The organism is Brevibacillus sp. JB24b (genome assembly GCF_051713385.1).
Lineage (GTDB): Bacteria > Bacillota > Bacilli > Brevibacillales > Brevibacillaceae > Brevibacillus_B > Brevibacillus_B laterosporus.
Genome location: NZ_JBNVQV010000001.1, coordinates 3,081,512 through 3,103,295 on the forward strand (window position 1 = coordinate 3,081,512; position 21,784 = coordinate 3,103,295).

Annotated in this window: 33 protein-coding genes; 6 read left to right on the forward strand and 27 right to left on the reverse strand. The window is 32.9% G+C overall.

Going from position 1 to position 21,784, the window contains the following annotated elements; translation table 11 throughout:
- Positions 1-24: 24 nt before the first annotated feature.
- From ACQV1I_RS14275 to ACQV1I_RS14290, 4 genes are all read right to left on the reverse strand, one after another.
- Complete coding sequence (locus ACQV1I_RS14275; protein ID WP_094699978.1) at positions 25-1,221, reverse strand: serine hydrolase domain-containing protein; 1,197 nt, start codon at positions 1,219-1,221, stop codon at positions 25-27.
- 54 nt (positions 1,222-1,275) lie between these two features.
- A complete protein-coding gene (locus ACQV1I_RS14280) occupies positions 1,276-1,710 on the reverse strand; it encodes a MarR family winged helix-turn-helix transcriptional regulator (protein WP_176452368.1) in 435 nt (144 codons plus the stop codon).
- Between the two features lie 600 nt (positions 1,711-2,310).
- Complete coding sequence (locus ACQV1I_RS14285; protein WP_116333987.1) at positions 2,311-2,682, reverse strand: hypothetical protein; 372 nt, start codon at positions 2,680-2,682, stop codon at positions 2,311-2,313.
- A gap of 62 nt (positions 2,683-2,744) precedes the next feature.
- Positions 2,745-2,969 carry a hypothetical protein gene (locus ACQV1I_RS14290; RefSeq protein WP_141213045.1) on the reverse strand — a complete coding sequence of 75 codons (225 nt, stop codon included), beginning with the start codon at positions 2,967-2,969 and terminating at the stop codon, positions 2,745-2,747.
- Positions 2,970-3,183: 214 nt separating this feature from the next.
- On the opposite strand from ACQV1I_RS14290, the gene ACQV1I_RS14295 reads away from it, so the two are divergent.
- Both ACQV1I_RS14295 and ACQV1I_RS14300 read left to right on the forward strand, forming a co-directional pair.
- Positions 3,184-3,666 carry a PLAT/LH2 domain-containing protein gene (locus ACQV1I_RS14295; protein ID WP_116333988.1) on the forward strand — a complete coding sequence of 161 codons (483 nt, stop codon included), beginning with the start codon at positions 3,184-3,186 and terminating at the stop codon, positions 3,664-3,666.
- A 495-nt stretch (positions 3,667-4,161) separates the two neighbouring features.
- The gene (locus ACQV1I_RS14300; RefSeq protein ID WP_116333989.1) at positions 4,162-4,440 is read left to right on the forward strand and encodes a hypothetical protein; all 279 of its coding nucleotides are present in this window, start codon (positions 4,162-4,164) and stop codon (positions 4,438-4,440) included.
- Between the two features lie 292 nt (positions 4,441-4,732).
- Here ACQV1I_RS14300 and ACQV1I_RS14305 read toward each other — a convergent pair whose 3' ends face one another.
- The 10 genes from ACQV1I_RS14305 to ACQV1I_RS14350 form a co-directional block, all read right to left on the reverse strand.
- Positions 4,733-5,005, reverse strand: a complete 273-nt coding sequence (locus ACQV1I_RS14305) for a hypothetical protein (RefSeq protein WP_116333991.1) — start codon at positions 5,003-5,005, stop codon at positions 4,733-4,735.
- Between the two features lie 19 nt (positions 5,006-5,024).
- Positions 5,025-5,273 (reverse strand): hypothetical protein, encoded by a 249-nt coding sequence (locus tag ACQV1I_RS14310; RefSeq protein WP_116333992.1) that lies wholly within the window; start codon positions 5,271-5,273, stop codon positions 5,025-5,027.
- Positions 5,274-5,391: 118 nt separating this feature from the next.
- Positions 5,392-5,589: a hypothetical protein gene (locus ACQV1I_RS14315; RefSeq protein WP_116333993.1), complete on the reverse strand. Its 198-nt coding sequence runs from the start codon at positions 5,587-5,589 to the stop codon at positions 5,392-5,394.
- A 306-nt stretch (positions 5,590-5,895) separates the two neighbouring features.
- On the reverse strand, positions 5,896-6,309 hold the full coding sequence (locus ACQV1I_RS14320; protein ID WP_116333994.1) for a hypothetical protein: 414 nt from the start codon (positions 6,307-6,309) through the stop codon (positions 5,896-5,898).
- Positions 6,310-6,338: 29 nt separating this feature from the next.
- On the reverse strand, positions 6,339-6,668 hold the full coding sequence (locus ACQV1I_RS14325) for a hypothetical protein (protein ID WP_116333995.1): 330 nt from the start codon (positions 6,666-6,668) through the stop codon (positions 6,339-6,341).
- A gap of 568 nt (positions 6,669-7,236) precedes the next feature.
- Positions 7,237-7,542 (reverse strand): hypothetical protein, encoded by a 306-nt coding sequence (locus tag ACQV1I_RS14330; protein WP_116333997.1) that lies wholly within the window; start codon positions 7,540-7,542, stop codon positions 7,237-7,239.
- Positions 7,532-8,134: a transglycosylase SLT domain-containing protein gene (locus ACQV1I_RS14335; RefSeq protein ID WP_094699961.1), complete on the reverse strand. Its 603-nt coding sequence runs from the start codon at positions 8,132-8,134 to the stop codon at positions 7,532-7,534. The genes ACQV1I_RS14330 and ACQV1I_RS14335 overlap by 11 nt, the downstream gene beginning before the upstream one ends.
- A 21-nt stretch (positions 8,135-8,155) precedes the next feature.
- Positions 8,156-8,449 carry a hypothetical protein gene (locus ACQV1I_RS14340; protein WP_094699960.1) on the reverse strand — a complete coding sequence of 98 codons (294 nt, stop codon included), beginning with the start codon at positions 8,447-8,449 and terminating at the stop codon, positions 8,156-8,158.
- Between the two features lie 485 nt (positions 8,450-8,934).
- Positions 8,935-9,276 carry a hypothetical protein gene (locus ACQV1I_RS14345; RefSeq protein ID WP_104064772.1) on the reverse strand — a complete coding sequence of 114 codons (342 nt, stop codon included), beginning with the start codon at positions 9,274-9,276 and terminating at the stop codon, positions 8,935-8,937.
- Between the two features lie 97 nt (positions 9,277-9,373).
- Positions 9,374-9,586, reverse strand: a complete 213-nt coding sequence (locus tag ACQV1I_RS14350; protein ID WP_094702818.1) for a hypothetical protein — start codon at positions 9,584-9,586, stop codon at positions 9,374-9,376.
- 190 nt (positions 9,587-9,776) lie between these two features.
- On the opposite strand from ACQV1I_RS14350, the gene ACQV1I_RS14355 reads away from it, so the two are divergent.
- A complete protein-coding gene (locus ACQV1I_RS14355; protein ID WP_094702820.1) occupies positions 9,777-10,112 on the forward strand; it encodes a hypothetical protein in 336 nt (111 codons plus the stop codon).
- Positions 10,113-10,189: 77 nt separating this feature from the next.
- Here ACQV1I_RS14355 and ACQV1I_RS14360 read toward each other — a convergent pair whose 3' ends face one another.
- Positions 10,190-10,516 carry a BC1872 family protein gene (locus ACQV1I_RS14360; protein ID WP_094702822.1) on the reverse strand — a complete coding sequence of 109 codons (327 nt, stop codon included), beginning with the start codon at positions 10,514-10,516 and terminating at the stop codon, positions 10,190-10,192.
- A gap of 207 nt (positions 10,517-10,723) precedes the next feature.
- Between ACQV1I_RS14360 and ACQV1I_RS14365 the strand changes: the two genes are divergently transcribed.
- On the forward strand, positions 10,724-11,071 hold the full coding sequence (locus ACQV1I_RS14365) for a hypothetical protein (RefSeq protein WP_094702824.1): 348 nt from the start codon (positions 10,724-10,726) through the stop codon (positions 11,069-11,071).
- Between the two features lie 131 nt (positions 11,072-11,202).
- On the opposite strand, the gene ACQV1I_RS14370 is transcribed toward ACQV1I_RS14365, so the two are convergent.
- The 7 genes from ACQV1I_RS14370 to ACQV1I_RS14400 form a co-directional block, all read right to left on the reverse strand.
- Complete coding sequence (locus ACQV1I_RS14370) at positions 11,203-11,712, reverse strand: hypothetical protein (protein ID WP_116333998.1); 510 nt, start codon at positions 11,710-11,712, stop codon at positions 11,203-11,205.
- A 37-nt stretch (positions 11,713-11,749) separates the two neighbouring features.
- Positions 11,750-12,649: a hypothetical protein gene (locus ACQV1I_RS14375; protein WP_116333999.1), complete on the reverse strand. Its 900-nt coding sequence runs from the start codon at positions 12,647-12,649 to the stop codon at positions 11,750-11,752.
- 3 nt (positions 12,650-12,652) lie between these two features.
- Positions 12,653-13,027 (reverse strand): hypothetical protein, encoded by a 375-nt coding sequence (locus ACQV1I_RS14380; RefSeq protein ID WP_147304257.1) that lies wholly within the window; start codon positions 13,025-13,027, stop codon positions 12,653-12,655.
- A gap of 24 nt (positions 13,028-13,051) precedes the next feature.
- A complete protein-coding gene (locus tag ACQV1I_RS14385) occupies positions 13,052-13,306 on the reverse strand; it encodes a hypothetical protein (protein ID WP_116334001.1) in 255 nt (84 codons plus the stop codon).
- Positions 13,307-13,356: 50 nt separating this feature from the next.
- Positions 13,357-14,502, reverse strand: coding sequence for a hypothetical protein (locus ACQV1I_RS14390; RefSeq protein WP_116334002.1), 1,146 nt, complete (start codon positions 14,500-14,502; stop codon positions 13,357-13,359).
- 68 nt (positions 14,503-14,570) lie between these two features.
- Complete coding sequence (locus ACQV1I_RS14395; protein WP_438769443.1) at positions 14,571-15,593, reverse strand: hypothetical protein; 1,023 nt, start codon at positions 15,591-15,593, stop codon at positions 14,571-14,573.
- A 562-nt stretch (positions 15,594-16,155) separates the two neighbouring features.
- Positions 16,156-17,346, reverse strand: a complete 1,191-nt coding sequence (locus ACQV1I_RS14400) for a S1 family peptidase (RefSeq protein ID WP_116334005.1) — start codon at positions 17,344-17,346, stop codon at positions 16,156-16,158.
- Between the two features lie 229 nt (positions 17,347-17,575).
- Between ACQV1I_RS14400 and ACQV1I_RS14405 the strand changes: the two genes are divergently transcribed.
- Positions 17,576-18,160, forward strand: a complete 585-nt coding sequence (locus ACQV1I_RS14405; protein WP_116334006.1) for a hypothetical protein — start codon at positions 17,576-17,578, stop codon at positions 18,158-18,160.
- 70 nt (positions 18,161-18,230) lie between these two features.
- Here the strand turns inward: ACQV1I_RS14405 and ACQV1I_RS14410 are convergent, their stop codons facing one another.
- Both ACQV1I_RS14410 and ACQV1I_RS14415 read right to left on the reverse strand, forming a co-directional pair.
- Positions 18,231-18,491 (reverse strand): hypothetical protein, encoded by a 261-nt coding sequence (locus tag ACQV1I_RS14410; RefSeq protein ID WP_116334007.1) that lies wholly within the window; start codon positions 18,489-18,491, stop codon positions 18,231-18,233.
- On the reverse strand, positions 18,488-18,727 hold the full coding sequence (locus ACQV1I_RS14415) for a hypothetical protein (RefSeq protein WP_116334008.1): 240 nt from the start codon (positions 18,725-18,727) through the stop codon (positions 18,488-18,490). Before ACQV1I_RS14415 ends, ACQV1I_RS14410 begins: the two co-directional genes overlap by 4 nt.
- Positions 18,728-19,218: 491 nt before the next feature.
- Here ACQV1I_RS14415 and ACQV1I_RS14420 point away from each other — a divergent pair, with 491 nt between their 5' ends.
- Positions 19,219-19,590, forward strand: a complete 372-nt coding sequence (locus ACQV1I_RS14420) for a hypothetical protein (RefSeq protein ID WP_094702858.1) — start codon at positions 19,219-19,221, stop codon at positions 19,588-19,590.
- Positions 19,591-19,847: 257 nt separating this feature from the next.
- Here ACQV1I_RS14420 and ACQV1I_RS14425 read toward each other — a convergent pair whose 3' ends face one another.
- The 3 genes from ACQV1I_RS14425 to ACQV1I_RS14435 all read right to left on the reverse strand — a co-directional run bounded on the left by ACQV1I_RS14425 (position 19,848) and on the right by ACQV1I_RS14435 (position 21,602).
- Positions 19,848-20,294: a hypothetical protein gene (locus ACQV1I_RS14425; protein ID WP_116334010.1), complete on the reverse strand. Its 447-nt coding sequence runs from the start codon at positions 20,292-20,294 to the stop codon at positions 19,848-19,850.
- 272 nt (positions 20,295-20,566) lie between these two features.
- Positions 20,567-20,995 (reverse strand): hypothetical protein, encoded by a 429-nt coding sequence (locus ACQV1I_RS14430; protein ID WP_094702864.1) that lies wholly within the window; start codon positions 20,993-20,995, stop codon positions 20,567-20,569.
- A gap of 46 nt (positions 20,996-21,041) precedes the next feature.
- The gene (locus ACQV1I_RS14435) at positions 21,042-21,602 is read right to left on the reverse strand and encodes a hypothetical protein (protein WP_116334011.1); all 561 of its coding nucleotides are present in this window, start codon (positions 21,600-21,602) and stop codon (positions 21,042-21,044) included.
- Between the last annotated feature and the right edge of the window lie 182 nt (positions 21,603-21,784).

The following is a 21,784-nucleotide window of genomic DNA, read 5'->3' on the forward strand; positions in this document are numbered from 1 at the left end:
ACAAGTATAACTTTCCTGACTATATCAATCGACTTTTTGATAAGGTACTTCAACACCTTCATCCATAAATAAATGATTCGCAACATCTACATAACTCATCGTATTCCGTACCCAATAATACGACTCATCTATTTTAAAAAGTGGCACAGACAGCTGATGTTCAAATGAAATCATAAATTGTGCACCCTTCTCAATCGTAAATCTTGTGCCAAGCCCATCTGCTAATTCATACCGACCCGTAATATCATCTTTATTAGTGACCGGTAAAATTACTACATGTTTTGGTGTTTCTACAGCATACTGAATTCCCAATAAGCAATTCATAATTTCTTGTTCATATTGCGGAAATACTTCTTGATTCGTCGCTAACACAATCACTTCTTTTGTTGATCTATTAATAAATGCTTGTGCTGAGCAACCAATCCATCCACCTGTATGACCTACCCACTCATCTTGAATGATAAAACCATGACTATAATGCTCAGCGTATTCTGTTGGTGTTAACATAAATTTCACAGTCTCTTTGCTAATGTACTGACCTTGCCAAAGTGCTTTTAAAAACTTTGCCACCTCTGTCACTGTTGCATAAATACCACCATCACCATAGCCATTATTATATTTTTCACTGTTGTGTAAATATTGGTCCTCAATTGCTTCTCTATATTGGCGCTCTTCATAATCATACGTTTGACCTTGTGCTTCCCATTGTTTTGTAGGTTGTGTTGTTGTATAGATAAGATTTAATGGTTCCGCAATATATTGTTGTAAATATGTTTCATACGATAAGCCGCTCACTTCCTCAATAATTTTTGCAAGCAAAACATAATTTGTATTGCTATAAGACCAATGCTCTTTTGGCGCATATTGTGGTAGCACCACTTCGATAAATGTTTCAACTCTCATTGTTAAATCTTCTGTGATATATTCTGGAATACCAGATGTGTGTGTAAGTAATTGTGCAACTGTTACTTCTGTAAAATGCGGTACGTTAAACCAACTTTTAATTTTATCTTCTAACTGTAGTTGTCCTTTTTCGATTAGCTGGAACGTCATTACCGCTGTAAACATTTTACTTAATGATGCCAGATTAAATTGCGTATTTTTGTTAATAAGGTGCTTCTTTTCGAGTTCTTGATAACCATGATAATACTGCTTGATTTGTCCATTTTTTTCATAATACACCGCACCGTTAAACGCGATATTTTTAAGTAAATCTTTCACTTGTTAACCCCCTAAATAAATTAGTTATCTAACATATTTGCTATGAAGAAATTTTTATAATTCCTTCATAGCAATTTCCTTTAATTTTTCAACAATGCGTTCTAATTCGTTTACCTCATTTGATGAAAGCTTGCTGTAAATTTTATCTGCGATTTGCTGCTCTACATAAACTTGCTTCGAAAAATACTCCAATCCATTTTTATCTAACGATATAAATACTTCACGTCGATTTTGTAGATTAATTTCTCGTTTGATATATTGGATCTTTTCTAATTTCGCAATTAATTGGCTAACTGCGCTAGAACTAATATTCATTTCAATCGCAATTTCACCGACCGTAATACGTTTTTCTAAGTACACAATATCTAATACAACCGCTTGTTGTGTTGTGATGCTGCAATTTAAAAATTGCTTATAATGTTTATATATCAAACGGTTTATTGTATATTCAGCTTCATTAATTCGCTTAACTTGTTCATATAAAGACAAAAAATCACCCACCAATATGTTAGATGTCTAATATATTATCAAGTGATTTGTCAAACGTCAATCTTGTATTCCACCTACCTGTTTTGAGCTGTTGATTTTAAAGTAATTCAGTCAAAATTCCGATTCATCTTTTTTATAAACGGTTAATCTTTATTTTAATCAAACAGCTCTATATAAAAAGCGTCGTACCATTTGGTTGTTTCACTAATTATACAGGCGGTAAATATGCTGTCATTCAGTGGTAAATATCTTGTCAATCATTGGTACAAATTATGTCGGTGATGGTATATATCGATGGCCGTAATCATCATATTAATAAATTCTTGTAGTGTCATCCGCACTCTCCTTTTTATGTAAAATAGACTCATATATTTTAATTTCTTCCTTTAAAACTTCAAGTAGTTAAACAACACACTGGAACCATCTTTTGCTAGTAATGTTGCTAAAGTGAGCATATAAATTTCTATTTCTGTTCTATTGAGTTCATGATCATCAATTTGCTGAGATAAACGCCAACATATGATAAGAGATAAGAAAATAAGTGCAACTCCATAAAAGATGTAAATCAATTGATCCTCCTAAATAAAACTCACTTTTCATTTAATCCGTTGTATGTTGCTTAATAAATTCATAGTAAGCAATGTGCCAATCGTAACCAAAGCTATTCTTTAATCTACATGCTTCATCACACTCTTCTTTTGTCTCATAAACATCCCAAGGAAAATATACTCTATAGTTTGTTCCAGTATAATATGTAATCAGTTCCCCAAAATCTTTAATTTGTCTTAAATGTTGTTGATAGGAACGTATTCCATCTGAAATCGGAGTCCAAGACCATTCCGACACCCAATACGTTTTATTCAATTCTTTTATTTCAACCTTTTCTTTTGAGAGAGTTTCCATAGTTTTTAAAGCATTAGCCTTATCTCTTTTATCAAGTGTATCTACTATTTCCTTAAATCCTTTTAACATTATGTTTCCTTTCTGACTTGTTGTTTATAGAAAGAGGGAGCTTGTCAGTTCTCTCGGGTTGTTTAAAGTTGTTTCATCCCCAAAGCATCTCTAGCACAATTTTTAGCTATCTTAAACGTATCAACTGCTTCATCGCAATCTAGTTCATAATCCCCTGTTTTAGCAAAACCCAATATCGATATAGCAAACAAAGCGTCTCTCATTTTTTTATACTTTTCTGTTGGCATTTGAGTTACTTCGCCTTTAATTAATATGTCATCTTCAAAAGACCTTAGCATACTTATCAACCCAACTTCCTTGTTTATTTTTATTCTTAATACCAATTTGTCATCGCTAATAAATTCTTGATTTTATTATATGAGTTTTGAAATTACCTGCTTTGTCGTTAAACACAAATACCCTAAAAAATTGCTTAAACATTCCTGATAACTGCAAAATCCATAAAATGGAAGTATAATTTAATTGATCCATAAAATACCATTAATAAAGGAGAGGGTTTTTATGAAACGTTTCGCTCTATCTACAATGATGGCAGTAGCTCTTTTATTTGCTGGTCAAAGTGTTTATGCTAGTGACATTTCTCAGAATTCCAACAGTAATCACAAAGTTAGTGTAAATCCTCAAGTCGATGTGGCTGCTTCCTATAATTATGCTGTTACGATAAAAACTGCTGACGTCAAGGATGCAGGAACTAATTCGAACATCTATTTAACATTGAACGGTTCAGATGGTACTTCACCTAGAGTACTCTTGGATTTACCCGGTTATGATGATTTTGAACCGGGCGATAATGACACCTATTATATATCTGCCAGTAGACATCTTGGTGAAATCAGATCCATTACAGTCTATTCAGATGGTTCAGGATATAAGTCTGGTTGGTTCCCAACATCCTTTACAGTTAAATACGATTCAAGAGAATGGATATTCCATAATGAGGATTGGATTGGAGAAAACGTCGCTCAAACAGTTACCTTGCGCTAATTAATATATATTTTGTAAAATTACTCTGCATCATTTAAAAGATGCAGAGTTTTTATTTTATCATTAATCTTTTGCTATTAACTCTCTATACTTAATAACTTCAATATTACATTTATTACAGTAGTACTCATTACTTATAATGCCTCCGTTGTCTTGATCTGTGAGCCATACAAGTTTTTCCTTGCATTCTGGGCATTGGTACACAATGAATCTCCTTTAGCTTCTTATTTTATAACTCTAATACTTTCAAGTTATCAATTGTATTTCTAATTGCACCATGTTGATCCTTTGACAAATGACAAAAAAATAAGATTGGGCAACTGGTTGTTTCAGTTTCATTTTTTCTCTGATTTGCTTGACTTTTCTACTCTATTAAAATTACTGCTTCTTTCACTATAATATATTCTTGCCCTTATACTTACATTATTTGACACTAAATACATAATGTTCTATTATCTGATTATTACAAAATAATACATTTTCGGAGGTGTTTTTATGTTTAAAAAATCTATAATTGCTTTCGCTCTAGTTGTTGTTTCGGCATTTTCCGTTTCCGTAGCATTTGCTAATGAAAGTCAGCTTAGTAACACCACAGCTAGTGATAGCTATTGGGCAAGTATCACAAAAAAATATACTGTTTTTGAAGCGCCTGATGAAATTTCTTATGATGATGGACATGGTTATATAGGTACATTAAAGAGAGGCGTTGGTACCGACTGCTTTTCCGATGGTTGTAATTGGACAAATTCTGGTTGGATGTATTATCAATACTAAAATAAAAATATATTCCACTCTCCCCCTGTTGTCTATTACAGGGGGTCTTTTGGTTTTATCTGATAAAAACTCTTTCAATCCTTTGTAAGCTTATAGTTTAATAGATCGAACGCCATAAAAATAATTGCTAATACCAACATTTCATAGGCTACTTTGTAGAGTTCGTTTATATAACAAGATACTGAATAGCCAAAGATTGATATATTCATTGCAAAACTTACTTTACGATGATACTTTTCTATAAATTTTATAGTTTTCATATACTTATCTCCTATGTAAAACAATCATCCCATCAATATATAATCTCTTCCCATTCCCAATAAGTATCCTCTGTTAATACCTCATTATCGTCCCCATCGTAAATAATTTCTGGCTTTCTCGTGTCGTCACAGAAGAAGTCTTTTTTGATCAGAGCTAAAATTACTCTTTCATCTCCTTGGAATTCTCCATCGTTTTGAACATATTTTTTATTGTCTTCTTTCTGCTTTTCATAGTCACGGAGTGCTTCTTGTTCGTCATCAGTTATACTAATCAACCCTTCCATTCGATCATAGACCATCCACATTTCTACTCAGCCCCTACTATCATTTTCTTAAAATCATTAGGCTTAGGAATATTAATGCAACTGCGCTGATCCATCCTGCAAAGCCAGCAACTGCAATTTTCACTACATTAATAGCTACTGATAAACCATTAATCCCATTACCATTTATTGCATCGGATACATTATCAACTAGCCCTGCAATACCACCTATGAAGCATAGCCAACCACCCACATAAACGCCTAATATTATTCCACCAATAAACATCACGATACCCAACAACTTCTTCATTTTATGTCTCCTTTTTTAACGTCCCCAAATAGCTGTAGCTGTACATCCACCAATAATCAATGACCAAAATAGTAACCAAAAAATCACTTCAAGCTTATGCTTTTTGTATTCTAACTCGTTATCGTCCATTGACTTCTCCTATTAAGTCATTTAATGCAATTTTTAATTTTTCATATTTTAAAATATCTAATCCTCTTTGCTTTTGAGTGTATTTTCCAATCTCGGTCATTCCATATTTTTGATTTATCTCTCTGTTTAATGAAATTTTTTCTTCTACTAGTTTTTCAAGGTCTATCAATTGTTCAATATTAAGCAAATAGCCCTACCTCCTCCAATGAAAGTTATTTTTTATTTAGTTTAATATTTGAAAGCAGGTTCAAAATTAACGTAAATAATGCATCTGCTATTGTGTATAGATTTACAAACGGACAAAATATAAAAATAAGGTACATTATCAGATCAGCAAGGTTTACAATTTTTGATTCGAAAATAAATTTATGTATTCGAAGATATCTTATAGAGTAATATGCTAAGAGCACAGTAATTAGATAGCTCCCTATTAGTAGAAACAATTGCTCATTATCCTTCCGAGTGGTTTGCAGTCGCCAACTGCTATAATTTTTTATTCACTAAATTCCCACCAACGCTTACGACTATTTTTTAGAAAGTTATTCTTATTTAGTTCTGTTATTTGATTGACTTGAGGTTTTTCTTTTTTTCTTTCCTCAAGAAATTTCTCCCTTAATTCAAAATTCTTTTCAGCTTCAGTTTTAGATTCTAAGTCTTCTACAACTTCTTTATAGCCAGTAAAGTAAATGACATTTCCTTCGGCTTCAGGTTCTTCTTCTGGTTGAACTTCATCTTGATCACAATCTTTATCAAGTATGATTTTGGTATGGTTCTGAGCTAACTTCATCAACTGGATTTCAAACTCTTTCAAATATCCCACAGCATCTTTTTTATACTTGAACTCATTAAACGTAAATCCTGTTATACCATCTTTATACACTTCTATCACTAAGTACACTTTAAACATATTTACTTTCCTTCAAAATTCAAAATGTATTAAATTTCATCAACCACCCAAGACAAAACATAACCACATCTATCACCAAGTTTTTCAGCCATATTTTTTGCTCTTTGCTTTGACTTATATCTTTTCGTATTACCATTAATGCGATCCCCTGTTACTGGTATAAGTATCCCTCCAAAAGTATATGTTTTTCCTTCCCAATATCCATATGAATTATTCATATCTTTTGGCTTTTCTTCACTTGAAAGATAAATTACATATTCGCTAGTTAAACTCTTTCCCTTTTGACCGGAATGATAAAGTTCTACAATCGTTCTCTTAAAATCATCGTTGTATTTCTTGTTCGTACTTTTTTGTTTCATCCGTATCATCTCCTCTACGTTCATTGTAAGAACTTAACTAAGATGTGTCCATGAAACTATATTAACTCCACTCCATTACAATCTCACTATGGCTACGCACCAATTGACACATTTGTTCTAAGTTTATTTCGGGCTTAGACTTTCTTTTAAACATATTGAACAAATTCAAAATAAGTATCCCTCCTAAATGCAGCTTCCACCATTTTATCCTGAATATTTCCTCTTCTTAAACAATAAAATAAGGGTTAGAAGTAAACTTTAAATAAATCATCTCATGAGGTGAGAATATGACGTTTAAAGCAACTGTGATTACACATTGTGGTGTATCTTTTCCAATCGTGCTGATACCAAAGAGTGAATTTAACAGTAAGTTTTCCTCAGATAAAGCAATGAGATATTATGCTCGATACTTTAATTCAAACGATGTTATATTAGCCACTCAAGATATCTTTGGAATGCTCCATTATAAAGGGAGAAGAGACATTGTAAATCTCTTGCGCTCTATACATCCCTCACAAATCTCTTGGAAAAGATACACCAAAGAAAATTTTCACTCTTATTGATATTTTTAAAGAGTCATGTCCGTCCCAAGCAGACTATAGCCAACTAAATCTTGATAAGGAGATTCCCCCATTTTATCCCCTTTTGGATTGGAGAAAATTCTATTTTGTTTATCGATCATCCGAACCTGTAGCAATAAGTGTTTTAAAAGAACTTCTGGGATTGTGTAGGTATCATCGTCACTTTTATATTCTTTAAGGAAAATTTTCATCAGTTCAAATGACTTATCTACGCTATTCCCATATGCTTCTTGTTTTAAGTCTGTAAGCTTCCCAATCTCTGTACCCATTTCCTCAAATTTTTTATTTTGCATCTAGTTCCCCACTTTCAAGTTTGTTTTTATATACTAATACTTTTTCTATGTATTTATGGTGTAGTCCATTTTGTCTTACATATTTTGCACTTTTCCCTACTCCATACCTGTAACCAATCAGCACTCTTTTGATAACGGTATCTTTTTTATATCCTTCGCTAAGATACTTTTCCTTTAAGTAATTTACATACCAACTTGCCATTTTAGCTGAATGATATGGGTTCTTTGCATTTGGTTTATCAAGTCCAACGCTTTCTCCTAGCCAATTAATTGTGTTTCTTGTGTTGATTTGAAACAGTCCTACACTAGATCCATCATATGAGACAACATCTGGTCTAAATGTTGATTCTGTATGTGCGATGGCAAGCATTAATTCATAGCTCAGATCATACTTTTCCGCTTGATTATATATGTATTTCTGTAAGTCATTTGACAATGGAATGTCGTATTGCTTATATGTATGTACTTTTTCAGTCGCTGCATATACCTCTTGGCTCTTAGCTTGTTTCTCGCTATTTGCAATTAATGCTTTATCAACTACACCTCCATATAATTGCAAAAGCAACGACATAGTTAAAAGCTGTGTTAGCATAGCGCCCCCTTCTATTGTGTCTTAGATATATTCGTTGCAAAAAATATGGTATGACTTATTGTTAAATCGAACTGTATGATTAAATATAAGTTTTGAATCGTAAAGATCGCTCACATCTATTCCGCTCTGAACTAGCTTAATTGGAACTGTATGAAACTCCTTTTGTTCATTGTCAATAAGTACATTTACAATTAACTCTCGATCGCTTGTTTCAAACGATAGAATTTGAGAGTACCTTGGAATTGTAATGACCGCTTCTAAACTTTCTTCTTTAATATTTTCCCATGTAAGCACATATGGTCTAACAATCATCATCTATAATTTAATTCCCCTTTTTTATTTTTAATTAGTTTAAAGTAGTCATTGATTTCTTTAGCTTTCCCTGTCATCCCAACTATGAAACGACTATTTTTACTGGTTATAATCTTCATACGTCTCTCTCCTTACTTTTAAAACTACAATTTCATTATGTACAGCTTTATTAATCAAAAAGCCCTTTTCAAAATCGTAATATCCAAGCCCATATGTATTTGCTGCAATAGCCAATATCTCTATCATGTTGTTTTTTGTCATAAATCTTTTATAACTGTTTCTGATATGGCTTAATGCATTACAAACTTCTCGAAATTATTCATCATCTTTAATCAAAACATCTGGTCTTTCTCCATTCTCTGAATACATTACTTCTAGTTGTATTTAAAAGTTCTATGGCTTCTTCGTTACTTACAATTGAATTTATTTTTCCTTCTTTCGTTACGATCTTTTTATTTTATATTTTTACTTTATTATTCATTCATAGATTAATCTACGAATGAATGTTTATCTGCCACACCCCTAAGCATCATTAATTCATCAGACAAGCCTGACTCAGAGGGAAGTTGACGGTCGATTATAAGATGCACATTTCTTAACTCAACTCTTTTATTTAATCCTTCTAAATTGCCGATAATCCGGTTTAAAATAGGTGTTTTGTTTTCACTCACACTATTATTAATAATATTTCGAATTTCAGAGTTGGCTTTAATAACTACTTTTACTTTCGCTCCTGAATCATTGTTGTTTGGTTTAACAATAACACGCTTGATATTGTCAATCGGATCACCGTTCTTATCATAAGCAAAAGCATTTACAATTCTAAACAACTAATCAGCCCATTCCTGTATTATAACGTAACTTAAGTATAACACTGTTACTTTGGAATGTTCGACTTTTCAAATATTTATTTTGTATGTGATAAAATCAATCTTTCATCATATCCCAATTTGTAATGTACTTATAAATCTTCTGATTGAATTTCACTTCTATATATGGTCTGCCATCTTGCGTCCATTTGTTGTTACTAAGCACTGTACCAGTAATCAGTGATATTCCTTTTTCATCCCTCTTTCTGAAAGTTAATATACTTCCACAAACGAAGCTCTCTTGAGGATAGCTTGGATGATAGTCCTTCAATAGAACACCTCCACACATTTTTTTAATCTTCAAGGTCTATAGCTACATGTGTATAAATGCATTCATGTGGAGGTTCAGGCATTGATCCAACCCCCGTACTTCTAGTAAGTTGTTTAAAATCGATTGTATATTTACCATTTTCTTGAAATAAGATCATCATGTAGTTACTTTTCTGAGAGGGTGTTTTTTCATGAGTGAACTTAAGTCAACGTTTATCGGCGCTATTTATTCCGCTCCTTCCCCGCTGCCTGGTCAATCGCATCGTTCTAGCTCAAATATTGGTACGGAAGTCCTTCCGCCAAACACAATTAATTTTCAATGGGTAATAAGTGGAGTTTCCAATCCTAATCAAATTAGTTTTGCTGTCAGTCAAGATGTTAGTGGTGGTAATGATCCTACTCATCTTACTGGAGTAGTTAGCGAAAAAATCACAGATGTTGTTTCTACTCGCTCTCTTTACATTGGGAATCCCAAGGGTGCACAAGCAAACTTTTTGGTTGAAATCTATGCACTTTCAAGATCATAAATAATGCTGTTCAATTAGGGTGTCCTTTGGGACACTTCTTTGTTATTTGCAAATGACTATTTTGCATTACCGTAGTGTTAAGCAACCCACTCCATAGCAACTTTGCATATGGCTTCTTGAGCAGTTTTTGCAAATACTTCAATCTTCGGACCAATCGGACTATCATCAAAGACAGCCAAATACTTCATATCTTCTGGTGGATTGCCAGCTTGAGGTATCAATGCAATAAATAGCTTATCCATCACTTGAAAGGCATCAGCTAGGTTTTCGAGTGGATTCCAACTCCATTCATAAACAAACACCCCATCAGGTCTCTGACACGTCCATCCAAGCCCATCGTTGGCTAAAAGCTCCCATCCCATTACCTTAGTTGCCAGTGTTACAATTATTTGTTGGTCGGTCATATTTGCCTCCCTAACTATTCCAGTTCTCTAGCACACTCTCTGCATAACTTCTCGCTGTTTACTAGCTCTGTATTTAGGCACATTTTACATATGTCCAGCGTTTCGAATTTTTGTTGTTCGGTCATTGTGTTACCTCCTTATTCAAGGCTATTTCCCTTGACAACTATTGTGGTAAATTACAGTTAAACAATTTAAGGATGTGATCTAATGAATAGTGGCTTTTTGAAGCAATGGTGCCTTGAGCATGATGTCGAAACCAGATCAATAAATGGATTTTGGAGATGTTTTCGGAACTTCCAAAGTGAAGATGCCATAGGATTAAAATCTTTATTTGGCGATAACTATAAACCAGAAAATTTAACTGTAGCACTGAAGGAAGTAGCATTGTACATAGATAAATGGGATGAGAATGCAACCTATGAGGCAATCTCATATGGATTTGATTATGTTGTCTCCTACATCCCAATCGTCTTTAATGATAAAAAATTTGGGTGGTATAAACTATTCTTTACGCTGGATGGAGAAAGTTTTGATGACTACCTTGTTTTTGACTAATTGCACAATGTGTTAACTTACTTTTTTCATCCAACTATCTAAGTTTTTTATCCCTCCTTCTTTTGTTACGCCCTATCAAAGGGTATTATACAAAAATCGTCTTATTATCTTGTGCCGTGTCGTTGATCTACTTAGCTAGTTTCAATGACACGGCACAGCATTTGAGCTTGTGTTAAATCACTTTCTGCTGGCTTTGGGGGATTTAAAATAACATTGATCGCTTTTTGGCACTCTTCCTCGGTATGGAATATCTTACTGTGCTTGCTTTCCACAGAATCATTTGCTCTATAGCTCGTTGGTTCAATGTAGAATGTACTTTCAAAGCATTTTTCCCATGCCCAAGTGTGTATCTTGATCTCTCGGATGATCCCTTGTGCTACACTGTACTCATAATTTGATTTCTCTCCGTACCCCTTACAATTAGGACAATTTATCTTGAAAGATTCAGGTACTTCAATAGCCTTAGCCCTTAGCTCTCCCTTCCCTGAACACATATCGCAAGGTATCGGTTTACATTCCCTTCTGACAAACCAGACTTTATCCCCAAGCTTAAATCCACCCATCAGTTCTCGTTTTGTCTGATCTGCACCCTGTTTAGTAAAGGTCTTTTCGGTTGTCTCCGTCCCCTTTTCTACTGTCACTCCTATGTATTGATATACCTAATAGTAAGAAATGCTTCTATTCGCCATTGAGATTATCCATCTGTATGTCATACTGACCTTGCTTGTACCCATCGCAATAAGCTTCATATCTATCTCTATACACTTCCAGCTTATCTATTGTCTCAAGTAACTTTGGGATATCTTCACGTGCTTGCATTCCATACCATTCATCTTCATCTTGTTCATTTACAAGAACAAGAACAGGTATTTGATTAAGTACTCCAAAGTAATTTACTACTTTAGCCATTCTTCTACTTTTCCCCTCATTTGAGAGCATCCCATCTATTAATAACTTCTTTTTACGTAGCCCTCTAAAAAGCTGACTCCAATAAGGAAATGGTAACTCTGCCCCAAAATCAGGAGCTTCACGCCATTTTACCAACTTGTTTTTAAATTTACTTCCTAAGACGACTGAGCTTTTGCCCCCACCAATTACAGTGTTTATATTGTCTACGTTAAACCTCATTGATCTTACTATATCTTCTGCTTTCATTTGAGGGAATTTTGGATGCTGCAATACTTTTTTAATAGGAAAGCCTTTTTTCTCAAATTCTCTTACAAGGGAATATTTTTTTACAGTGTCAAAATAATTTTTGATATCATCTGGATCAGACAAAACAATCTGCTTTTCTATTGTCTTCCATCCACCAATTCTCCTATAGCGAGAATGTCTTTCTTTCTCTTGTTGCATGAAAATATTTATTTTCGTTTCGGTTACATCCTGAGAAAAAGTTTTATAACACAGTTCTAGCATGTCATAAAGAAATTTCGTATCTTCGTTATAGAAATCATACTTAGATTTAATTAGCTCTGCATAATCAACATATAATATTGGTTTTGCAAATAATGCACCTACAAATAACGCTTCACTAGTTAAATCGTAAATATCTCGTTGCAGTTGATTAATCCTTAACACCCCCTAAATCAGCAAGTCATCCATAATGTCCATTATATTAAAGGTATCCTTCTCCTCTTTCTGTTGAACCCTTTTAATTCTTTCTCTATTTATGCGATCTTTTTTAATATCTTCCTCAATCTTTTTAGAGAACTTCATGTCTTCATTTTGTTTATTTTTAAACCTTTTGTAGTCCCCTAAATTGCTAATAATTACAGCTAAGTCATAATTCATTCTTGAGCTAATAGAGTTAAAACTCTTCTTGGTTGCATTCTTACTTAAGTACCTTTCCATATGTTTGTAAATATCTAACAAAATATCATAACCTACAGGAGAATGAATCTGCTCATGCTTTCCACTAACAATAGAACTAATTTTTATACAAAAATATGCTGGCAAATCGGTGTCATAATAGCCTTTAATTTATTTGTAAAAATCTCTCTTATTTTGTTGAATTTGATTTTTCTCCAGTTGAGAATCTTTTATGCTTTGAATAATTATTTCAATCTCATCATCTTTTTTCTTTTTCTTTAAACTAAGGTACTCTCTATAGCAATTTGTATGATAATACTTTCCTCTTTGATCCTGCAAAAAATCGTCTTTCTTAGAATCAATTGACTTAATAGATTTTTCTCCTCTTTTAACAGAAGGATCACAATAGTTACACTTAAAAAACACCTTCAAACACCTCTTGGTATAGAGAAGAAGGAGAGAATTATCTCCCCTAGCTACTCTGTTATGACTTTTAAAAATTGTTTCAATTTCTCAATGTCCTCAATCGACTTATAATCCATTGGTAAGTTTGCTTTTTGTACTTTTGGGCGAAGTGCCTTTTTCTTCTGGTCAGACAAACTCTTAATATGCTTATCAATTACATTGTAATAATCTTCAACAGTTTCTAAGGCTGTAATTTCTACTTCTTTTTCATTACTGTTTAGACCACTAATACCGCTGCTAATTAAATTTTCATCCTTACTAATACTAGACTCAATCGATTCTTTTACTACATTTGATTTTTTTCCTTTGTTATCATCAATTACTGATTGCCAATATAGCGGTGTTGGATTGTCTAGAATTTCATTCTGGACAAATACCTTTGTACGGTCTTTTCTGTCAATTTGAGCTTTAATTGTCCCGTCTTCATATTCATAATGATGAAGGACTGTATAAAATTCGTATTCCGCTCCATCCCAAGTGTCAGGTACTACTCCTACCTCTACTAATTGCATCTTTCCATCTACATTTTTTCGCATTTCTTTTTTTACTTTTTCTCTTGCTGTTACACATACATACTTGTCAGTCCCAGTAATCAAAGATCGTAATAAATTTTTCCCTTTCATTTTAATTTTGTCATAATCTTTAAACTCTAGTCCTGCTGTTGCCTCAGCTACAAATTGTTCAGTTGCACTTTTGACTTGAGTTATAGCTTTAAATTTTGCACGCTTTTCAGATACTCCAATTGCAGCAAACTTAACATTATCGCTAATAATGGTAATTCCATCTACCACAATTACATCTGCTCTAAAAGGATTCCCCTCTGCATCAAGAGCAACCTCTAATTCTCCGTCATCATTTTCAACAAACAAATCTTCATCATTCATCATTTTAGTAGCCCATTCTTCAACTTCAACATATGAAGTCGTATAAACCAAAAGTAGGTTATTAAGATCAATTCCTTGATCAGACATATCCCCTAAATAATTATCAATACTTCCAGTTTCACAATCAATATAACCTACACGCAAAGGGCGACCGTCTTCATTCTTCATTTTCATAAAATCAAGTGCAAATGAAGATTTCCAAGTTCCCTGTTTTCCATATAGAAAGAATTTAAGTCCCTTTTTAATAACACTACCTCGTTTTGCTTTCGCCAATTAATGCACCTCATCTATGTATTATTTGTTTTATGTATATTATCTTATAATTTATTTTTAATTGATTATCAAGGAATGTCTTCATCTTTAATGTCAATACTTCCTCCAGTCCCCCAGTCGGAAGATGATACGTCCTCCCCAAAGGTTTTCATAGCTCCAATCGCTTTTTCAATTATTTCTTCTGAATATGTATCTTTGTCAATTGATTTAGGATCTGCTCCATTTATAACAAGTTCACGAATATAATTATTGTTTGTTTTCTTAAAGCTGTCTTCTTGTCCCCATACGGCACTTGATGAGTCATTAACTTCTTCCGTATCAACTTTGTTGTAAATATTCCCCCAAATATCAATAGCATGATAAGGTTTTAGATGAGCTTTAAATTGATTTGCTAACGATTTATCTTGAATAATAAAATCTGCATCTTCTACAGTCTGATAAGTAACGATTTTCGCATTAACTTGATACCTTGGATCATTTTTGTCTTGTATTTTCTCAATTCCCATATAAATCATACGTTGCTTGAAATCATTTTTTTCCTCAAAGTCATCTGAATCAAAGTTGATAACATCCGTAGTTTTGTACATGTTTTTTATAATAAATTTTTTATTTCTACCCAATTCATCTTTTTGCATATACGATGAATATTCAATTTCACCATAAACAAAGACGCTCTCGCCATCTTCCAATCCTTTAAATAGCTTTGCTGTAGCATCAAACTCTGTAAGAGTCTCAACTATATTACTTCCTTTTTCATCCTTTTCAATTCCAACTGTAACTCCAAATAGCTTAAACCCTTCTGGTTGTTTCTCAAACCGTTTAGCCCAAGGTACTTCAATTGTTTCTCCTTTTTTACCTTCTTCTTCTGACTTCTTCCCAAAGTATGCTTTATCTTTTTCCATACCTTCTATGGAAACATATACTGTTGATTCTGGTGCTGTTGTTACCCCAATAGAAAGTACATTTCTATTTTGATTTGTTTTAGTAGTTCCTTTTTTTAAAGCATTCTTTCGCTTCATTCCTGTAGCGATTCCACGCAATTTAAATATTCCTCTTGTTTGTGGCAACCCTAAACCTTTCTTTTCTGCCATATGTGATATTACTCCTTTTATTTTTATTTTTTAATTTATATAATCGTTTGCTTGGAGGGCTTTTATTCAACTCTATCCCAATTAATCACCTCTTTCTAGAGATAATATTACCATATATCAAATACCATGTAAATACATATTTTTATTTTTTATATTATATTATTAGTCATTTGTCCACTAATAGTCCTAATGACTAATAATATTGTTTCAAAGTAGATGTGCCATATGGTTTTCAACAATATATTTACCTATATATAAAGCCAAGCAGCAGAAACCAACAAAGATAGCTAGGGACAAAAAAGTATTTATACGACCATTATCTACTTTTCTACTCAATATACTCCTTATTGAAATGATTATAAATCCTAATAAAAGTAAATAGAAAATACTAGTGCTGAGATAGTATTGAATTGTATAACCAAAAAATTTGGGATCGAAATATGCGAACAGGATGACTTTTCCTATTATGATATATATAAAAGTTAGTAAATATATCATCCCAATCTACTCCTTATTTAATCGGGTCTTACACCATATTTCAAACATGTAAGACCCGAATGTCTTATTGTTCTTTTCCAAGTATTGGTTTAATCCCCAATTCTGAATTAATGTTTTTTACATGAGACATGACTGTTACCTTACCATCGGTTGCAGAGATAATACCATAGATTGCTACATTTTTCTTTGCCCCAAACGTAAACACTGGGGAACCACTGTCTCCCACATCAGCAACATCTATAGAGAGCGTTTTTTGGTTCTTTAACCAAGTTAAGCCTCCAACAAATCCTGACCAATTTGTACTTTTGACCCAACCACACAGTTCTTTATCTGTATTTCCTAAAGATGTGCAAATCTCCATACCTTCCCAGTCAGCTATCTGTTGACCTACTATATTATAATCGTTTACTCTGTTGGTTGTATATATCCACGGGGTTGTCATAGATGATTTTACCTTAATAGAAAGTGCATCTGCTTTTGTGCCATAAGAAAATGCATTTTCATAAACTTTCCCAATTTTATTGTCGTTCTTATAACTTTGATTCACTGTTTGACCAATCTCGTCAGAACAATGTCCAGCCGATACTAAGTAATGGTTGCCAGAAGAGTCTTTAGCAGAATAACCATTTGTGCAAAAACCTTTCCCCTCAAAATTAATCATTACTCCAGCATTTACTGGTCTAACCTTTATTGAGGCTCTATCTACTAAAGGCTCAGGACTCTTTTGTGTCTCAAAACGTAATAACTCTTGAGGAATATTGTGATTTTCTGCTAACATACTAATTTGTGTCTCATTGCTTAATAACTTTGGTTTACCACTTTCTTCTGCAAGACCAATTTGAATTTTCTGATCCTTAATGCTGGTAGAAATTGATAAGACACCACTTTTTTCTTTGTCTATGTTCTCATAAAGAACTTCTACATACCTATTTATCTCACCTTCGGAATATTCCGATTCCTTGAATGTCAATTTAACACCTTTACCAAGCATATCTTTAATTTCTCTTCTTAATGTATCATTTGGTGTCTTCTTGAACAGTATCACTATCTCATCACTGTCTTGATATAATCCTGAGTAATTCTCTTTTTCGTGGACAGTCAAATATTCAATAACTTTAGGTACATTTTGTTGGATAGCAAGCTTTTCAGCAACTACCTCACTATCTAATACCTCTTTTGCTTGTATGTTTGATGTAAACGCACTACTAATAAGTAGCATTGAAGCCAATAAACTACACAAAACGCCTTTTTTCACTATTATTCCTCCTAATAATTTGTAATTTATAACCATTTATACCATCCAATCACACACATCTCAACTATTTTGTAAATTTATAGTAATTTAAAGTCAAGGAATCTATTATCATAGAATGAAATAGCATTATCATTTCTATCTACAATATATCCTGCCATTTGACTTGGAACTAAATCATCTCTTTTTGGATACCTGTATAAATAAATTTCCTAGTTAGGAGAGATACAGTGTGAAAAAGATTTATGGTCTAATTATTGCGTCTGCCTTAGTTATAGGAGTTGGTTCTGCTTTGGCATACAAAGAACTAAGCCCTACACCTTCACATAGCCAAGCTTTATCGAAAACATTCAAAAACACTGAAGAAATTGTTAAAGACTCAAAAGTAATTGTTAATGGATCAGTCCCTCAAAAGTATAAACAAGAGAAAGTAGGCAATCTTATCTTTTACGTTTATGAAGTGGAGGTCAATAAAGTATATAATAACCTCACATCTCAAAAGATTGACGAGGGCAACACGATCGAACTATATAGATTAATTGGATTTGACGCTGGGAGTTCCGTGGTAAATATTGTAGATGAGAAAAATCAAGAAATTGAGCAGGGAAACTATCTACTCTTCTTAAATGGTGAGTATGACGAGGAACTTAAAAAGAACGTTCTAATTCCAAACACTCCAAACCAATTGTTCAAGCTAAATGAAGCAAACAGCCTGAACGCTCAAGAAAATAACGAATACACAAATGTTTTCGAAACAGAAACACTTCCTTCTATAAGCGAGAAAGAGCTAATAACTACAATTGACCATTTGAAATAGATCATTGAGGTACTTCCATCTTTAGAAGTACCTCTGTTTTTTTATAACTTAACGTAATGAAATCAACTTTTCATTTGGTTAAGCACGTATTAATTCTGTAATCAATACCTTCGCTTAATAGTGTAAAACTTTCATGAAAATCATTATGAAGTCCAAATTCTATTGTGTACTGCATACTAATTCCGTTTAAACTCTGAAACCAATATCCGATTTCTTCACCCTCATAAAAAACTTTTACCCCCATACCCCAACTGTCCAAGTCAAACTTAAGATTGTGTTTATCAACAACCTCATTCAATTCTGGATGCTTTTTGACATAATACTCAGTCATGCACCTGACTCGCTTCCATATAAATTTTTTATCGTAACTAATTCTCCATTGTGACAAAGAAAAATTGTACTTAAATCACCTTTATCATCAATAACATACAACTCTTCTTCTTGTCCTCTTTTTAATTCATATACCTTTTCTAATGTCACACCAGATAAAGTTTCTTTACATTTCCAATTAGAATCAAAAGTAGCTTTCCAGTGTGTAGCCTCACTTAGACTATTTGTATAGTTCATGTACCTTTCTCTTTTTTGCATTTTATCTTGTTTTCCCTTTTACATGGAAATTCTCAAATCCTTTAAACTCTCTTATGTATTCTAAAACCTTTTCAACATATTCTTTATATTTACAATTGCTACGTCTAATTACCTTAGTCAAATACGAATATTCATCTCTTATATCCTTATAGTAACTTGCTTCCAAAAAATATCTATCTCCGTAGATATCTCTACCTAGAGTACGAACTACTAGTTTTGTTTGTCTAAAGTTCATCCTCGTTTTGTATAGACGCTTCACCATTAACACCTTCATCGTAAATACTACAATTACTTAGCTTCGTACCATCCTTTAATACGATGTCTACTAATTTCAATCGTCCATCCCCCTAATCAATTCCTTCTTTTATTACTTTTTATGTATATTTTTTTGAAATTAATTTATTTTATGCATAATCTAAAATTATCCAGTGTATTATTAAGCGTAATATACAAAAAAAGGAGAGTGTATCATGTTAGCTAAACAAAAAATTATTGCATTTATGTTATCAATTTTTTCCTTAGCATTACTGTCCCCATTCCTACTTGCATCTAAAGTAGATGCAGCTAATGTTTATAATTCTAAAATTCAGAAACAACGAGTAAATTGGGATGGAGGATCTGTGAATGTCAAAATTACTGGCAGTCAAATGCTCGTTAAAGTTCATCCTGACTCTTGGGAATATCGAGGGTTTTGGGAATGGACAGTGGATAGAAATATTGGCTACTTAACTAGAGAATATAAAGATGGAAAAACATATGTTTATTTAAATGTAGATAATTGGCAACGTTACTACTATCAAAGTGTAAATTGTGACTATATATTTTACTATTTCAAAGATTAGAACACACGGGCGACAAAAATAGTCGCCCCTCTTTATTTGGGACATGAAAACGTCAATGACATAGCTAAAAAGAAGATTATTGCTGTAAAAATTGCAACACTTTGCAAATAACTAAATGGAGGTATCCCAAATATCAAGCAAGCACCTTGTATACCTAATTCACCTCATGCAAAAATTAGAATTATGAAGAGAAACATTGCTGTTATATCTTTTGTTTCCTGATCCATTAGCACAACCCTTTTCAGTAAAATATACTTTTATTTGCTTGCATCCTTTAAGCCAACTTCGATTACCTTTTGTAAAAACATTTTTTTATCTTGTGTTAATTCTATGCTCGACTCTATTAGTTCAAATTGCCATGGATGTCTGTATGCCGTTTCAATTAACTCTCTAAAACTAAAAGCGCACTCCCTTATCCCTAAACCAGCATTAGGAAGGATATACTGATATTCATAACACTCATCAATGTAGTAGTACTGATTAGCAAGGGCATCATAAAGTGTATTAAATTCACCTCCTCTTTCATTTTCATACACGCATTTGGCGTTTATATAAATTTCTCCAATATCATCAACATGTCGCATAATACTCGCTTTTAATTCTTCAGCCTTTTTATACTCCTCTTCCTCACCTCTTTCTCTCAGCCAAGGCTTTTCAGGTATGACGACCACTTCAAAAATATTAGTTTTTTTCATTTTAATCATTTACTTTATCTCTTTATTATTTATTTTTACTTTATATAAACAGTCACATAATTAACCATATATTCCCTTCTGTTTTTTAATTTTTTATTTTTTAATAAACTTCAGGAGGACTCTTGTTCAACTCTATCCCACTCAATCACCTCTCTTATAAAACTAATAACACCACACAATATCATCTTTGTGAATACATATTTTTATTTTATAATTTACCCTATAAAAGAATCTTTTATGGGCGATTATTATCATTCTTCTTATTTCTTATTTCTTATTCCTTATTCCTTATTAGCATTATAATTTTCTGTGCTAGGAGCCGTCTTTATTCCGTTTTCAAATACTTCTCCAAATTCTTGGATACATTTTTGAGTTGTCCTCACTGAAAACGTATACTCATCATCAGTTAATAGATCAAAGACCAGATTAAATTTTTCAGATGAAGGGTCATATTCCCAAGAAAACTCAAGGTGTTTCTCAAAATGTGAGAAGTAACCATCATATTCTTCGAGAGGAAATTGTTTGAGCGCTTTTATAAAGAGATTGAGGACAAGATTTGTCCATCCAAACTCAAGTTCCTTTTCCAATCGATTATCAGTATATGTTCTAAGCACAAGCCTTGAACCTTCATCTTCTTCTTTCATATGATAGAGAATTGAAAATTCAATAAAATTTCCGTCATGCATTGTATCTTTTAAGACAATTTTCATATAACCGACCTTCTTGAAATATTTTGTATTCTACACTACACTGCTATTATTCGAAAAACCAATTAATTGGCGACCATCTTCCGTCCGCTGGCCTGTTTTTAATTGATTTCCCAGAGTCCTTATACACAGTAATAATTTTATTTTTCTTTGAATCCATGATTATAACAATTTTACTGTTTGGATCAACAATAACACGAGCCCCTGAAATATCTCTGTATGTTTGTAATTTAAATGCCCCAGATGACTTTCCAGACAGTATTTTATCAATCATTTTACTAGTAATACCATCAATAAATGCTTCATCCATAGCATGTCCAGATAATTTCGTTGGGATTTTTTCCTTTGTTGCCACTACTTTTTTCGCGGTATTATTCCTTTTAAAAACAAGATCAATTAACTTTATAAGACCACGAACATTCGCCTGCACTTTGTCAGGGCTCGATTTTTCATCTTCCTGCTCCTCCGAATCGGCAGCCAGAGCCTTATCCAACTTCAAGTCAAAATCATCTGGAGTAGTTGTTTCTTGAGTGAATGTTGTTTGTGAAAATAAACCCACACATAAAACTACTGCCAGACATGATAATAATAATTTTGACCACTTAAACATTACTTTCTCTCCTTTTTTGATAGATCATTTATGCATTTTCCGTATTTATCAGAAAATGCTTTATTTATAAAATATTACTTTGTTTAGTCATTATTGTCAATTCTTATAATAGTTAAATAAATATAGCTATTGGAGTAGTTTCATGGACACCTCTTAGTTAAGTTCTTACAACGAACGTAGAG